At 64.1% G+C, this 13,979-nt stretch carries 13 protein-coding genes; 7 read left to right on the forward strand and 6 right to left on the reverse strand.

Translation table 11 applies throughout. The annotated features are described in order from the left end of the window. Positions 1-300: 300 nt before the first annotated feature. The 4 genes from BA190_RS25020 to BA190_RS25035 are packed head-to-tail and all read right to left on the reverse strand — an operon-like array spanning position 301 to position 4,152. Positions 301-1,281 carry an ABC transporter substrate-binding protein gene (locus BA190_RS25020; protein WP_245314951.1) on the reverse strand — a complete coding sequence of 327 codons (981 nt, stop codon included), beginning with the start codon at positions 1,279-1,281 and terminating at the stop codon, positions 301-303. 11 nt (positions 1,282-1,292) lie between these two features. Continuing rightward, complete coding sequence (locus BA190_RS25025) at positions 1,293-2,357, reverse strand: iron ABC transporter permease (RefSeq protein ID WP_068294126.1); 1,065 nt, start codon at positions 2,355-2,357, stop codon at positions 1,293-1,295. Then, the gene (locus BA190_RS25030) at positions 2,354-3,367 is read right to left on the reverse strand and encodes an iron ABC transporter permease (protein WP_068294129.1); all 1,014 of its coding nucleotides are present in this window, start codon (positions 3,365-3,367) and stop codon (positions 2,354-2,356) included. The genes BA190_RS25025 and BA190_RS25030 overlap by 4 nt, the downstream gene beginning before the upstream one ends. After that, positions 3,364-4,152: an ABC transporter ATP-binding protein gene (locus BA190_RS25035; RefSeq protein ID WP_068294280.1), complete on the reverse strand. Its 789-nt coding sequence runs from the start codon at positions 4,150-4,152 to the stop codon at positions 3,364-3,366. Before BA190_RS25035 ends, BA190_RS25030 begins: the two co-directional genes overlap by 4 nt. Before the next feature lie 134 nt (positions 4,153-4,286). Between BA190_RS25035 and BA190_RS25040 the strand changes: the two genes are divergently transcribed. Then, positions 4,287-5,603, forward strand: coding sequence for an NtaA/DmoA family FMN-dependent monooxygenase (locus BA190_RS25040; RefSeq protein ID WP_068294131.1), 1,317 nt, complete (start codon positions 4,287-4,289; stop codon positions 5,601-5,603). A gap of 177 nt (positions 5,604-5,780) precedes the next feature. Here BA190_RS25040 and BA190_RS25045 read toward each other — a convergent pair whose 3' ends face one another. Further along, positions 5,781-6,161, reverse strand: coding sequence for a tautomerase family protein (locus BA190_RS25045; RefSeq protein ID WP_068294134.1), 381 nt, complete (start codon positions 6,159-6,161; stop codon positions 5,781-5,783). 92 nt (positions 6,162-6,253) lie between these two features. Between BA190_RS25045 and BA190_RS25050 the strand changes: the two genes are divergently transcribed. From BA190_RS25050 to BA190_RS25060, 3 genes are all read left to right on the forward strand, one after another. After that, positions 6,254-7,111: a LysR substrate-binding domain-containing protein gene (locus BA190_RS25050; protein ID WP_068294283.1), complete on the forward strand. Its 858-nt coding sequence runs from the start codon at positions 6,254-6,256 to the stop codon at positions 7,109-7,111. Positions 7,112-7,306: 195 nt separating this feature from the next. Further along, positions 7,307-8,035, forward strand: a complete 729-nt coding sequence (locus BA190_RS25055) for a GntR family transcriptional regulator (protein ID WP_068294136.1) — start codon at positions 7,307-7,309, stop codon at positions 8,033-8,035. A 217-nt stretch (positions 8,036-8,252) separates the two neighbouring features. After that, entirely contained in the window at positions 8,253-9,215 is a 963-nt protein-coding gene (locus BA190_RS25060) for a dihydrodipicolinate synthase family protein (protein ID WP_068294139.1), read from the forward strand. Positions 9,216-9,498: 283 nt separating this feature from the next. Here the strand turns inward: BA190_RS25060 and BA190_RS25065 are convergent, their stop codons facing one another. Continuing rightward, entirely contained in the window at positions 9,499-10,536 is a 1,038-nt protein-coding gene (locus BA190_RS25065) for an Ldh family oxidoreductase (RefSeq protein WP_068294142.1), read from the reverse strand. Between the two features lie 141 nt (positions 10,537-10,677). Here BA190_RS25065 and BA190_RS25070 point away from each other — a divergent pair, with 141 nt between their 5' ends. From BA190_RS25070 to BA190_RS25080, 3 genes are all read left to right on the forward strand, one after another. Then, positions 10,678-12,195 carry an aldehyde dehydrogenase (NADP(+)) gene (locus tag BA190_RS25070; protein WP_068294145.1) on the forward strand — a complete coding sequence of 506 codons (1,518 nt, stop codon included), beginning with the start codon at positions 10,678-10,680 and terminating at the stop codon, positions 12,193-12,195. Between the two features lie 234 nt (positions 12,196-12,429). Then, positions 12,430-13,236, forward strand: a complete 807-nt coding sequence (locus tag BA190_RS25075) for a transporter substrate-binding domain-containing protein (protein WP_068294147.1) — start codon at positions 12,430-12,432, stop codon at positions 13,234-13,236. 69 nt (positions 13,237-13,305) lie between these two features. Continuing rightward, positions 13,306-13,971: an amino acid ABC transporter permease gene (locus BA190_RS25080; RefSeq protein ID WP_068294149.1), complete on the forward strand. Its 666-nt coding sequence runs from the start codon at positions 13,306-13,308 to the stop codon at positions 13,969-13,971. The last annotated feature ends 8 nt before the right edge of the window (positions 13,972-13,979 follow it).

Consider the following 13,979-nt stretch of genomic DNA (forward strand, 5'->3'; position numbering starts at 1 on the left):
TGAGGTCGCGCCGCCCCTCATCCTTACCTTCTCCCCGTAAACGGGGCGAAGGGGTGGCCGGCCTCGCGCCTCTCGCCTTATCTTAGCGCCTATGGACGTCCTCGTCCGCGCTCCCAGGAAGAGTCGGGCTCATACTTTATACGAGCCTGCATAAAGTGCGACTCACCAATTCCGTCATTGCGAGCGCAGCGGAGCAATCCAGGAGCCGTAAACTCTATGCCTTCAAGCTCCTGGATTGCTCCGCTGCGCTCGCAATGACGGATCAGCCTTTACGCATCATGGCATTATGGTAGCCCCGCATCACTCCTTCCTGGCGCCAAAGGCGTCGAGAGTATGCTCTGCGCTGGCAATGGTGGGAGTGGCGACCTCGCCGGAGTCGAGATAGAGAATGCGCCCTTCCCGGGCCGGCTTGAGGAACTTGTCCCAGCCCGGCATGATCTTGTCGAGGCGGGCTCGGATCGCCGCTTCCGAGCGGTCCTTCTCGGCATAGCTGTTCATGATCACCAGAAGATCGGGATCGGCGCGGCCGAAGATCTCCGGGCTCAGCGGCGTGGCGAAGATCGAGCCGAGGCCTTTGCCGGCCCCCATGCCGTCCACCTTGGCGGGATGATAGCCGAGATCCTCCAGGGCCTGAATCGCGCCCGAGATCTCACCGACCAAGTTGACCTGGTCATGCACGATGACGGCCATGTAAGTCCGCTCCCGCTCGCTGGGCGGCAGCTTGGCCCTGAGGGCGGCGACACGGTCGAGATAGGCCTTTTTCCGCGCTGCGAATTCATCCTGCCGACCGAGAAGCCTGGCCAGATCCTCCTCGACGCCGATGCCGCGCGTCCTGCCGGTACTGGCCTTTTGCAGATAGACCGGGGCAATAGCCGAGAGCTGACCGGCCTTGTCGACATCGCGCTCCGTGCCGATGATCAGGTCGGGATCGAGCTTACGCACTTTTTCGAGATCGATCTGGCCGACCGCCCCGATGCCGGTCGGCTTGGGGCCTTTTTTCGCCAAGACCGTGTCGATGAAGTCGACGGCGGTGAGCATCCGCCCGTCGTCGGAGCGGCCATAGCTGCCCGTGACGTCGACGCCGAGGTCCAGAAGCGGCAGCCCCAGAAGCGGCTCATGCAGCACAATGATCCGTTTCGGATCCTGGGGAATGGTGACGGAACGCCCGGTATCGTCTGTCACCGCGCGGTCCCCTGCCAGTGCCGTCTGCGCGCCGGCCAAAGCCATCTGTGCCGCCAGCATGGCCGGGATCAAAACGGCCCATCGCATAGTGTTGCGCATGGTCTTGCCTTTCAGTGTGTCCGAAACAGTTTGAGCGCCCTTAGGCGCAGGGAGAGGATGAAGAGCGGCACGCCGACCAAGGTGAGGCCCAGTCCGAGCGGCATGGCGAGCTCGCCGGCCACGGCCCTCGTCAGCCCGTCGGCCGCTATCACCAGGACCCCGCCCATCAGCCCGGCCAGGAAGAGCCTCGCCCGCGCCAGCGCGGGTGAGAGGAAGCCGACCAGCTGAGGCGCCAGCACGCCCAGGAACATCAGCGGGCCCACGGCGGTGACGGCGGCTGCCCCCAGCAGCACGGCGAGCACGAGCACGATCGGCCGCGACCAGCCGATCGGCTCGCCCAGCGCCATCGCCATCTCCTCGCCGAGCTCATAGGGGCCGAGGGCGTGCCCGGCCAGGAAGGAGGCGGGAAGGCTGAGCAGGAACCAGGGGGCCAACGCGGCGATCCCCGCCCAGCTCGCCTGGAACAGCGACCCCGCCAGCCAGCTCGACAGGGCGTAGGAGGTTTCGCTCGGCGTGTAGAGGATGAGCAGCGAGGCGATCGAGGACAGCACGGTCTCGATCGCGATGCCCATCAAGAGGATGGCGAGGCCGTTCGAACGCTCGCGCCCGACCAGGAAAAGCAGCGCCAGCGCCACGCCGAGCCCTCCCCCCAGCGCCGCCAGGGGAACCAGGGCCTTTGGCGCCGTCGGAGCATAGATCAGGAGCAGCATGATCATGATCATCGAGCCCTGGCTGAGTCCCAGCAGCCCCGGATCGGCGAGAGGATTACGCGTGAGCGACTGCAGCATCGAGGCGGCCATCGCCACCAGCCAGCCGGCAAGAAAACCTGTGACAATGCGAGGCAGCCGGACATCCCACAAGGCATAGGCCTTGTCGGGATCGAGCGGCGCGGCGCCGAGGGCAGCGGCAAGGTCGCCCAGCCCGGCCTTGATCGATCCCGTGCCGAGCGACAGTGCCGTCAAGGCGATGGCAGCCAGGATCAGGAAGAAGCCGGCATAGAGATTGCCGAGCCGGATCTGCAGGCCGCCGGGCCAGCGCAGCACGGCCTTGCCGTCGACAGCCCGCGCCAGCCTCACGACGGGCTCCTCGCGGCCGTGCCGAGATAATAGCGCCGGACGATCATGGCGAAGACCACGCCGCCCATGAGGTCCATGAGCACGCCGGTGTGCAGGACATAGGGTTTGAAGGCCTCGCGCGCGGCAAGGTCCGCCAGCAAAGTGAGGCCTGCGCCGCAGACGGCGCAGGCCGGCAGGCCGAGCTTGAAGCCGCCGCCGACGAAGGGCCGGACCAGATGCGGCACCACCAGACCGACGAAGCCGATCGGCCCGCAGATCGCCACGGCCGAGCCGGCGGCGAGCGCCACAGCCGTCAGGGCGAGGCGCGAAACCCTGATAACGTCGACGCCGAGCGACGTGGCCTTGCCGTCGCCGAGGGCGATCACAGTGAGCGGCCGGGCCAGCAATTGCAGCCCAACCAACCCGATCAGGCCGATCCACCAGAAGCGCAACAGGCGGTCGGCATAGACATGGTTGATGTTGCCGCTCACCCAGCCGAGGAAATCCATGCGCCGGGCCGGATCGGAGAGCAGGAAGGCATTGGCTATGCCGATGAAGAACATCGAGACCAACGCACCGGCCAGGATGAGCGCCAGGCCGCGCGGATCATGCGACAGTCCGGCAAGCCGGGCCACCAGCAGGCTGGTGGCAAACCCGGCCAGGGCGCCGGCGAGGGCCGCAAAGCCCTGGGCATCGAGGCCGAAATCGAAAAGATAGGCGCCGGCGATGACGAAGGCCGTGGCGCCCGCATTGATCCCCAGGGTCGAGGGAGAAGCGAGCGGGTTGCGGGTCAATCCCTGCAGGACGAGGCCGCCGCAAGCCGTCGCTGCGCCTGCATAGATCGCGATCAGCGCCCGCGGCAGCCTCTGATAGATGACGACATAGTCGTCATAGCTCGCCGGCTCGAAGCGCAGGATGGCTCCGACCACCTCGGACAATGCAATGGCCTCGGCCCCCAGGCTCAGAGTGGCGACGAGGAGCGCAATGAGCGCCGCCAGCGCGGCGGCGAGAAACAGCCAGCGTCGGATCATGCCGGAACCGGCTTTTCCGCTTGCGCGCGCGGCAGGCAGACAAGCCGGCCCTGCCTCTCGAAGATGTCGACGTCGAGATCGAACACCCGGCCGACATTGGCTGAGGTCATGACCTTCTCGATCGGTCCCTTGGCGATCACCTGCCCTCCATGCAGCATCACTGCCTCGTCCGCGAAGGTGGTCGCCAGATTGATGTCGTGCAGCACCATGACGACGGTCTTGCCCTGGTCGAGAGCAAGGTCCCGCACCAGCTCGAGCACGGCATATTGATATTTCAAGTCGAGATGGTTCACCGGCTCGTCCATCAAAATGATGGGGGTGTCCTGGGCCAGCACCATGGCGATCCAGGCGCGTTGCCTTTGGCCGCCGGAAAGTGAGGTAAGCGGCCGATGCGCCATATCGGCAAGGCCCACTCTTTCGAGAGCCTGCTGGAACAGCAGCCGGTCACGCGCGCTCGGGCCTGTGATCGCCGACGTGCGGGCATAGCCGGCCAGTTCGATCAGCTCGCCCAGCGTCATATAGTCGGGACAGTGGCTGTCCTGCGGCAGGTAGGCGATCTCGCGGGCGAGCGCCTTGCGCCCGATGGTCCGGATCGGCTGTCCCGCCAGGGTGATCTCGCCGGCCCCGACGGGCAGGAAGCCCATGATCGCCTTCAGCAGGGTCGATTTTCCGCACCCATTCGGTCCGATCAGGACATTCAGGCGTCCAGGCTCGAAATCGACCGACACGCCCCGCAAGACGGGCTGCCCGCCATAGCCGGCCACCACATTGTTCGTCCTGAGCACCGTGTAATCATCCAACGCAAATCACGCTTGAATACAGATTAAGTTACGGTAAATCATCACGCAATTCTAAAATTGAAATAGAGATACTTTAAAATAGTTCAATACTGCACCGATTGGAGGTCAAACAACAAGGTATGGAAATCAAAAGAAGATTGCATATCGGGCTTTCTTTGGCTCCGACTTGGCTGAGTGGCGATGGTTGGCGGCGCTTAGACAGCGACATCGAGAATATTTACTCTGATGAATTCTATCTGGACATTGCCAAACGGGCTGAGGCGGCCAGGCTGGATTTCGTCTTCCGGCCCGACACGCTTTTCCTCGATCCCCATGCGCTCGAAACCGGCCCCGGCTTCGGCAGCCTCGATCCCACCATCCTGCTGGCGACCATGGCGCGCGAAACCAGCCATATCGGCCTGCTCACCACCATCTCCACCACCTTCAATTCGCCCTATGTGGTGGCGCGCCAGCTGCAATCCCTCAACTGGCTGAGCAAGGGCCGGGTCGGCTGGAACATCGTCACGGCACTGGACGGCAACGAGAATTTCGGCCTGCCGGCCATGCCCTCGGCCGGGGAACGCTATGAGCGTGCCGCCGAATTCACGCAAATCGTGCGCAGGCTCTGGGCGAGCTATCCGCAGGACGCCCTGAAGCAGGATCGCGAGAGCGGCCGCTATGCCGATTCAGCCCTCGTGCGGCCGATCGATCACGTGGGCGCCCGTTTCAGCGTCAAGGGGCCGCTCAATCTGCCGGCCTATGGCACATCCTCGATTCCGCTGATCCAGGCCGGCGCTTCGCCGACGGGTCGCGATTTCGCCGCTTCCGTCGCCGACGCGATCTTCGCCTCGACCCCCGACATGGCAGCCGCGCTGGAGTTGCGCAGCGATCTCAGGCAGCGCGCACTCGGCCATGGCCGCAGAGCCGACGACATTCGCGTGCTGCCGGGCCTCAGCCTCTATCTCGCTTCCAATCGGAGCGAGGCGCGGGCACTCTTTGCACAGACCCATGCCCGCGCCGATACGGGGCGCAGGTTCAAGGCCATCCGGGACATGACGGGCCTCGACCTCTCGCACTGGCCTGACGACCGCCGCGTCACTGCGGCCGATCTGCCTGAGGTGACCCCGGCATTGCGCAGCCGCACCCATGCGGAACTCCTGCTTCGCCTGATCCGCAACGAACAGCCGACGGTCACCGAACTCCTGACCCGACCCGAGGTGATCGGCTCGGCACATTGGCGCGTCATCGGAACGGCGCAGGACGCCGCCGGGCAGGTCCGGCAATGGGCGAGCGCCGGCGCGATCGACGGCTTCGTCATCCTGCCGGGCGGATCGGCCGAAGCGCTCCGGCTGGCCCTCGAGGATCTCGTGCCTCAGCTGACCGAGGCAGGGTTGTTTCGGCAGACGTATCGTGGATCGACTTTCGCCGATCATCTCAGGGACGATGGCGGCGCCTGAAGCTCGATATGCCGCAATACCAACGGTATTGATGCTTGACCGACCAAGCAGCGTCATTGCGAGCGTAGCGAAGCAATCCAGGACTTCTAGACGCGGTGGCCATGGCTCCTGGATTGCTTCGCTACGCTCGCAATGACGCGTGAGTCAAACATCGTGGCGTTGGTATCAGCCATCGCCTCAGCCATATTGCGCCAGGCCGTGGCCGAGGGACCAGTTCACCTTGGCAACCTCGACGAGGCTGACGAAGACGTCTTCGGACCGAATGCCGGGATTCTCCGCAAGGCGCTCTGCGATCCGTCGGAACAAGGCCCTTTTCTGCGCCTCGCTACGCGTATTGCTTACGGTGAGCTGGATCAGCACGAGGTCGTCGCTGCGGGCAACGTCGAAATAGTGGGCGCCATAGCGGAAATTATCAGCCTCGTGCTCGGTGATGGTCATGAACTGATCGTCCTCGGGCACGTCGAAGGTCTCGCGCATGGCCTGGTAGAGGCCATCGAAGATTGCCTGGCGATAGGCTCGCGGCTTTCCGGCACGCATCGCGATGTGTGTAAGCGGCATGGAGTTTCTCCTCTGTGATCGAATCGGAGCCTAGATGCTGCTCACTCATTTTGATATTCTATGAATATGCATATCAGTAATAAGAGATGGAAATGATAGAGCGACCGCTCGATCTCGATGCCGTCAGGGCTTTTGTGCACATCGCCGACCTCGACAGCTTCACGCGGGCTGCCGAGGTCCTGCAGACGACGCAGGCCGCCGTCAGCCTGAAACTGAAGCGGCTGGAAGAAAGGCTCGGCTGCCGCCTCGTCGAGCGTACCCCCCGCTATGTACAGCTCTCACCCCAGGGCGCCGCCTTTCTCGAACCGGCCCGAGAACTCCTGGCCGGACATGAGCGTGCGCTCGCCGTCTTTGCGACCGCGCGCCAGCGTCTTACCATCGGCCTCAGCGATCATGTCGCCGGGCCCGACCTGCCGGCGCTGATCGCGCGCATGAACACCCAGGACCCGCAGCTTCTGATCGAGATCCGCATCGGCTCCTCGGGAGACCTTTTGCAGAGCTTCGACCGGCGCGAGTTCGACAGTGTGATCGTGCGCCTCCATGCCGGCCGAAGCGATGGCGAGGTGATCGCCGAGGAGAAATTCGGCTGGTTTGCCGCACCCGACTGGCAGAAGCGGGCGGATGAACCCTTGCCCTTGGCGACGATGGCCGAACCCTGCGGCGTACGCGCGATGGCCGGCCGGCTGCTCGATGACGCTGGCCTGCCCTGGCGCGAGAGTTTCGTTGGCGGCGGGGTCGCCGCGGTGACGGCAGCGGTGATGGCCGGGCTCGGCATCGCTGCCCTGGCGCCGCGCATGCTGCCTCTCGGGGCCGTCGAGGTTGGCGCCAGGCTTGGCCTGCCCGAATTGCCGCGTCTGCCGGTGTTGCTGCATAGCCGGGTCAGGCATGAACGGCCGCGCCAGGCACTCGCCGCACTCGCGGCTGCCTTCCGTGCCGCCGTACGAGGATAGCCTTTCAATCATAAGAATTTTGTTTCGGAAACATATTCAATATATTGAAATATAATTATTATTCCTGTTTCATTGAACTACGCTCCTTGCGTCAGGCGCCCTTGCCTGCCCGGGCATGGCCTCGTCTTTCGTCGTGAAACGGTTGATCGTCTCAGCGCCCGCCTTTATCCCTCTTGTCGACAAGAGGATTCTGAAATGAAGAAGAAAGCAGCGGGTGGTGCGGCCATTGAGAGCAAGGGTGGCTCCGCGGAGCGCAAGCGTGGCTCCGGCGTGAAGATGGTCTATGACCTCCTGCGCGACGAGATCCTCGATCTGGTGCTGCCGCCGGGCAGCCCGATCGACGAAGTCCAATTGGCCGAGCGGTTCAAGATGTCGCGCACGCCGATCCGCGAAGCGCTGGTAAGGCTGGCGGGAGAAGGACTGATCGACACCCTTCCCAATCGCTCGACCATGGTATCGAGCATCGACTTCCTCAACATGTCGCCTTTTTTCGACGCCCTGGTGCTGATGTACCGGGTGACGACGAGGCTGGCGGCCGAGCATCACCGCGCCCAGGATCTCGAGGTGATCCGTGCCCAACAGGCCGAATTCGCGGCAGCCGTCGCGGCCCAGGATGCTTTGGCGATGATTGCCACCAATGCTGCCTTCCACTCGACCATTGCCGAAGCCGGCCGCAATCCCTATTTCGCCGGCCTATTCAAACGGCTGCTCGACGAGGGCCGGCGCTTCCTGCGCCTCTATTACCAGTCCTTCGACGACCGGCTGCCGCAGCGCTTCGTCGACGAGCATGAGGACATGATCGCGGCAATCGTGGCGCGCGACGTCGACCTTGCCGAAAAACTCGCCAAGATCCATGCCGAGCAGATCGTCGAGCAAATCCGCAAATTGCTGGTCCGCGACCGCCGGCTCGAGATCGCACTCTGAAGCGCCGTCGTCGGAGCCAGGCCATAACGGGTAAAGAGGCTTTGAAACAACGCGTTAGAGCGAAGATCGTGACGCTGTAACCTATTTCGTCACGCCACTTGTCGATTTCTTGTCGACAAATAAAATACAAAAGCGTATGAAGGTGCCGACGATAGGAATCGGCACCCGTGCAGGACTGCGATCAAGCCTATCCCCCAGGCCAACAGAGGAGCTCGAAATGAAGGCCAAGATTTTCTCCGGTGTCATTCCTGCGCTGATGACCCCGTGCAAGGCGGACCGCAGCCCGGATTTCGAGGCCCTCGTGCGCAAGGGCAAGCAGCTCATCGCCGACGGCATGTCGGCCGTGGTCTATTGCGGCTCGATGGGTGACTGGCCCCTTCTCACCGATGCCCAGCGCATGGAAGGCGTCGAGCGCCTGGTCAAGGCCGGCGTCCCGGTGATCGTCGGCACCGGCGCAGTCAATACCGCTTCGGCGGTGGCCCATGCCGCCCACGCCCAGAAGGTCGGCGCCCAGGGTTTGATGGTGATCCCGCGCGTCCTGTCACGCGGTTCGGTCGTCGCGGCCCAGAAGCAGCATTTCAAGGCCATCCTCACCGCCGCCCCCGATCTGCCGGCCGTGATCTACAACAGCCCCTATTACGGCTTTGCCACGCGCGCCGACCTCTTCTTCGCCCTGCGCGCCGAGCACCCCAACCTGGTCGGCTTCAAGGAATTCGGTGGCCCGGCCGACATGCGCTATGCGGCGGAAAACATCACCAGCCGCGACGACGGCGTCTCGCTGATGATCGGCGTCGATACCGCGGTGTTCCACGGCTTCGTCAATTGCGGCGCCACCGGTGCGATCACCGGCATCGGCAATGTCCTGCCCAAGGAAGTGATCCATCTGTGCAAGCTGTCCGAGGCCGCTGCTGCCGGCGACGTCGACGCCCGCCAGCGCGCACAGGAACTGGAGCAGGCTTTGGCCGTGCTCTCCTCCTTCGATGAAGGGCCAGACCTCGTCCTCTTCTTCAAGCACATGATGGTGGTGAAGGGCGACAAGGAATACACCCTCAACTTCAACGAGACCGACGTGCTCTCCGACAGCCAGCGCGGCTATGCCGAGACCCAGCTCAAGCTGTTCGACACCTGGTATGCGCAGTGGAGCCGCCTCCCCGGCGCCGTGCAGAAATGCGCCGCCTGACGGCCTTGTAAGACTGCCGAACCGAAAGGGCCCTCCGGATCAGGAGGGCCTTTGCATTTGTGGGGGCTATCGCGATCCATCTTCCCAGGCAGATATGTCTACCTGGGATAGCGGGAGAGTCGATTTCCCAAAGGCTGGCCTGTGATGACCAGGCTACATAATGTTTGACCGACTGAAGACATGTGTCCCTGGGACCGCCAGCATCCTGCTGGCTCTTTGACACATTGCGCTTGCTAGAAACAAAGAGCCAGCAGGATGCTGGCAGTCCCAGGAAGAGTTGGCTTCAATCCACCGCAGCCAGGCCGAGGGCCAAGAGCCGGTCGAGCTGTTCGACTTCCGTACCGCTGAGGACGATGCCTTCCGCCTGCGACTTGGCTCGTGCCGCAAAGCGACGCTGGGACGGCAACCTGGCGCCCTGCCCGACGATCGCCTCGAACAAGGTCTCGGCACGGGCAAAGGGATCACCGGGCCGCCCCGCAGCGAATTTCTCGGGCGAGAAGGCCAGGATCAGTTCGCCATGCGCCGGCGCCAGGGTCGTGGTGCCCAGGGCTTCCAACGCTTCGGGGCTGGTGAGATCCCCGATCATGATGCCGGCCAGCAATTCGACCATCGTGCCGATCGCCGAGCCCTTGTGGCCGCCGAAGGGCAGCATGGCGCCGGCGAGGGCGGCTACCGGATCCGTCGTCGGCCTGCCCTCGGCGTCGATCGCCCAGCCCTCGGGCAACGGCTTGCCGGCCCGCCGGTGCAGTTCGATCTCGCCGCGCGCCGCGACGGAGGTGGCGAAGTCGAACACATAGGGCGGCTTGCCCTGACGCGGCCAGCCGAAGCCGAAGGGGTTGGTGCCGAGCAAGGGCTTGTTGCCGCCGGTGGGCGCCACGGCCGAATAGCTGGGGCACATTACGAGGGCAGCGAGGCCCTGCTCCGTCACGGCCTCCACCTCAGGCCAGAGCGCCGAGAAGTGGGTGCAATCATTGATCACCAGCGCGGCCAGGCCATAGGTGCGGGCGCGCTCGACCAGGAGGGGCAGGCCGAGCTCGAAGGCCGGATTGGCAAAGCCTCCCTTGGCATTGACCTTGACGACGGCGGAGGCGTCCTCTGCCGACAGAACCGGCTCAGCGTCGGGGCGGACCTTGCCGGCCTTCACCGTGCGCAAGGCGCCCTCGATACGATAGATGCCATGTGATTTGCAGGCATCGCGCTCGCCCGCAACGATCACGCGCGTCACGGCTCCGGCCTGGTCGGCATTGAAGCCGGCCTTGCGGAAGATCGCCTCCACCTGCTCGCTCAGTTCCTTCGTCGTCAAAAGACGGCTGTCTGTCATGGCATGCCTTTCCCGGTCATCTGCGTGGCTGTCGATATCACGGCTTGATGATTAAAATACATAGTGTATACACAGAATCGACAAGCTCGTTTCAAAATTCGCGCTCGCACGACCCCGCTACAGTGATGGAAGGAATGGCATATGGGTTTCACTCCCACAGGCAAGCATCTTGTCGCAGGTGACTGGGTCGAGGGCGAAGGCTTCTTCGCATCGGCCCCCGCCCATGGGCCGGCCCACCAGTTTTCGATCGGCACGAGCGCGCTGGTGGATCGGGCCTGCGAAGCGGCGGAGGAAGCATTCTGGCATTTCGGCTATGCCAAGCGTTGGGAGCGCGCCGCCTTTCTGCGTGTTCTCGCCGACGAGATCGAGGCTCGAGGCGAGGCGATCACCGAGATCGGCAGCCAGGAAACCGGTCTGCCCGTCGCGCGCCTGCAGGGGGAACGCGCCCGCACCACCGGCCAGTTCCGGCTCTTTGCCGATCATATCGAGTTGGGCGGTTATCTCGACCGCCGCGTGGATATGGCCTTGCCCGATCGCCAGCCGGCGCCGCGGCCCGAGATCCGCATGATGCAGCGCCCCATTGGCCCGGTCGCGGTGTTCGGTGCCTCCAACTTCCCCCTCGCCTTCTCGACCGCCGGCGGCGATACCGCCGCCGCGCTTGCGGCCGGCTGCCCCGTGGTAGTCAAGGGGCATTCGGCCCATCCGGGAACGGGCGAGATCGTGGCCGAAGCGGTCAACGCCGCCATCCGCCGGAGTGGTATGCATCCGGGTGTGTTCTCCCTGATCCAGGGCAATAGTCGCGAGATCGGCCAGGCCATCGTACAGCACCCCCTGATCAAGGCCGTCGGCTTCACCGGCTCGCTCGCCGGCGGCCGGGCGCTCTTTGATCTGTGCGCAGCCCGCCCCGAACCAATCCCCTTCTTTGGCGAGCTCGGATCGGTCAATCCGATGTTCCTGCTGCCCGAAGCGCTCAAGGCACGGCCCGAGGCCCTCGGCCAGGGTTGGGCGGCATCCCTCACGATGGGGGCCGGCCAGTTCTGCACCAATCCCGGCATCGCCATCGTAATCGACGGGCCCGATGCCGACCGCTTCACCGCCGCCGCCAGCGAGGCTCTTGGCAAAGTATCGCCGCAGGCCATGCTGTCGGACGGCATTGCCCGCTCGTATCATGAAGGCCAGGCCGGCATGACCGCACGCAATGCCGTGCGCGCCCTGCTGGCGACGCCGATGTCCGGTCGCGAAGCCTCGCCCAGCCTGTTCGAAACCTCGAGCGAGCGCTTTGTCGCCGACCACGCGCTCGGCGAGGAGGTATTCGGGCCGCTTGGCCTCGTGGTGCGGGCATCGTCCCAGGAAGACATGGAGCGATTGGCCCGCGCCTTCGTGGGGCAGTTGACCGCGACCATTCACATGGAACCAGCGGATCTCGCCGCCGCGCGCCGCCTGCTGCCCATCCTCGAGCGCAAGGCCGGGCGCGTGCTCGTCAACGGCTTTCCGACCGGCGTCGAGGTCGTCGATGCCATGGTGCATGGCGGCCCCTATCCGGCCTCGACCAATTTCGGTGCGACCAGCGTCGGCACCCTGTCGATCCGGCGTTTCCTGCGGCCGGTGGCCTATCAGAACCTGCCCCAGGGCTTGTTGCCGGACGATCTGGACAGCTGAGGTAATCCGTCCGCGCTCTGATCGTCTCCGAATGAGAGCATCCATCATCCCCGGCACGGCCGAAGACCGTGACCCTCTCCGCTCGCCAGGATGAGAGCGTTGCCGGAATAATTTATGCCCACACATAAAATTCTTTTTGTATTCATGTTGTATTTTTAGTTGATTTCGCACGTGAAACCGCAATAGTGGCTCCGCCGTGAAAAACACGAGCCAATGCAAAGAGAGAGCGTGAGAATGAGGAAATCGGTCGCCGCCTTCGGCCTCATGGCCGCCATCGCCATGGTCAGCCCCGCAAAGGCGGACAAGCTGGACGACATCATCGCTTCGGGAACGCTACGCTGCGCCGTCGTGCTCGACTTTCCGCCCATGGGCGCGCGCGACGCCAACAACAATCCGATCGGCTTCGACGTCGATTACTGCAACGATCTGGCCAAGGCCCTCGGCGTGAAGGCCGAGATCGTCGAGACCCCCTTCCCCGAGCGTATTCCGGCCCTGATGTCCGGCCGTGTCGATGTCGGCGTCGCCTCGACCTCCGACACGCTGGAGCGCGCCAAGACCGTCGGCATGACCATCCCCTATTTCGCCTTCGAGATGGCGGTGACGGCCAATGAGAAGTCGGGCGTCAAATCCTTCGATGACATGAAGGGCAAGGTCGTTGGCGCCACTGCCGGCACCTATGAAGCCATCGCGCTGGAAAAGCAGGTCAAGGCCTGGGGTTCCGGCGAGTTCCGTCCCTACCAGACCCAGGCAGACGTCTTCCTCGCCCTCAGCCAGGGCCAGCTCGACGCCACCGTCTCGACCTCCACGGTCGCGCAGGCCAATGTGAAGACCGGCAAGTTCGCCGGCATCGCCGTGGTCGGCAAGGCGCCCTTCGACATCGACTATGTGTCGCTGTTCACCAATCGCGAGGAATACGGCCTGATCAACTATCTCAACCTGTTCATCAACCAGCAGGTTCGCACCGGCCGCTATGCCGAACTCTACAAGAAGTGGGTGGACGAGAACGTTCCCAATCTCACCGTCAACGGCTCCTATCGCTGATCTGACCGTTTCACCGGCGGCGCGCTGGCAACCCACGCGCCGCCGATCCTGCTCGAGAGGTGAAACGGCATGTTCAAATATGCCTTCCATTGGAACCAGGCCCTGAAGGCGCTGCCGCAGCTCCTTGACGGCGCCCTGGTCACGCTGCAGATCGCGCTCCTGTCGATGGCGATCGGCCTCGCCATCGCCATCCTCCTCACTCTGTTCCGCCTGTCCGGCAACCGCCTGCTCGGCGGCTTCGCCACGGCCTGGGTCGAGGTGGCGCGCAACACGCCGGCGCTGTTCCAGATCTACATGGCGCATTTCGGCCTCGGTAATTTCGGCCTCCACCTGACGCCCTTCGCCGCGCTGCTCGCCGGCATCGCCTTCAACAATGCCGGCTATCTGGCCGAGAATTTCCGCGGTGCCCTCAAGGCCATTCCGGACACGCAGGCCCGCGCCGGCCGCTCGCTCGGCATGACCTCGCTGCAAGCCTTCCGGATGATCGTCGTGCCGCAAATGCTGCGCGTCGCCTTCCTGCCCGCCACCAACCAGATGGTCTGGGCCATCCTGATGACCTCGCTCGGCGTCACCGTGGGCATGAACACGGACCTTGCCGGCGTCACGCAGGAGCTGAACGCCCGTTCCTTCCGCACCTTCGAATTCTTCGCGCTGGCCGCGGTGATCTACTATTTGATCGCCAAGGCCATCACTCTGGCAGCCCGGGCGGTCGCCTGGCGCATGTTCCGCTATTGAGAGGGCTG

The sequence above is a fragment of the Labrys sp. WJW genome, assembly GCF_001676615.1.
Taxonomy (GTDB): domain Bacteria; phylum Pseudomonadota; class Alphaproteobacteria; order Rhizobiales; family Labraceae; genus Labrys; species Labrys sedimenti.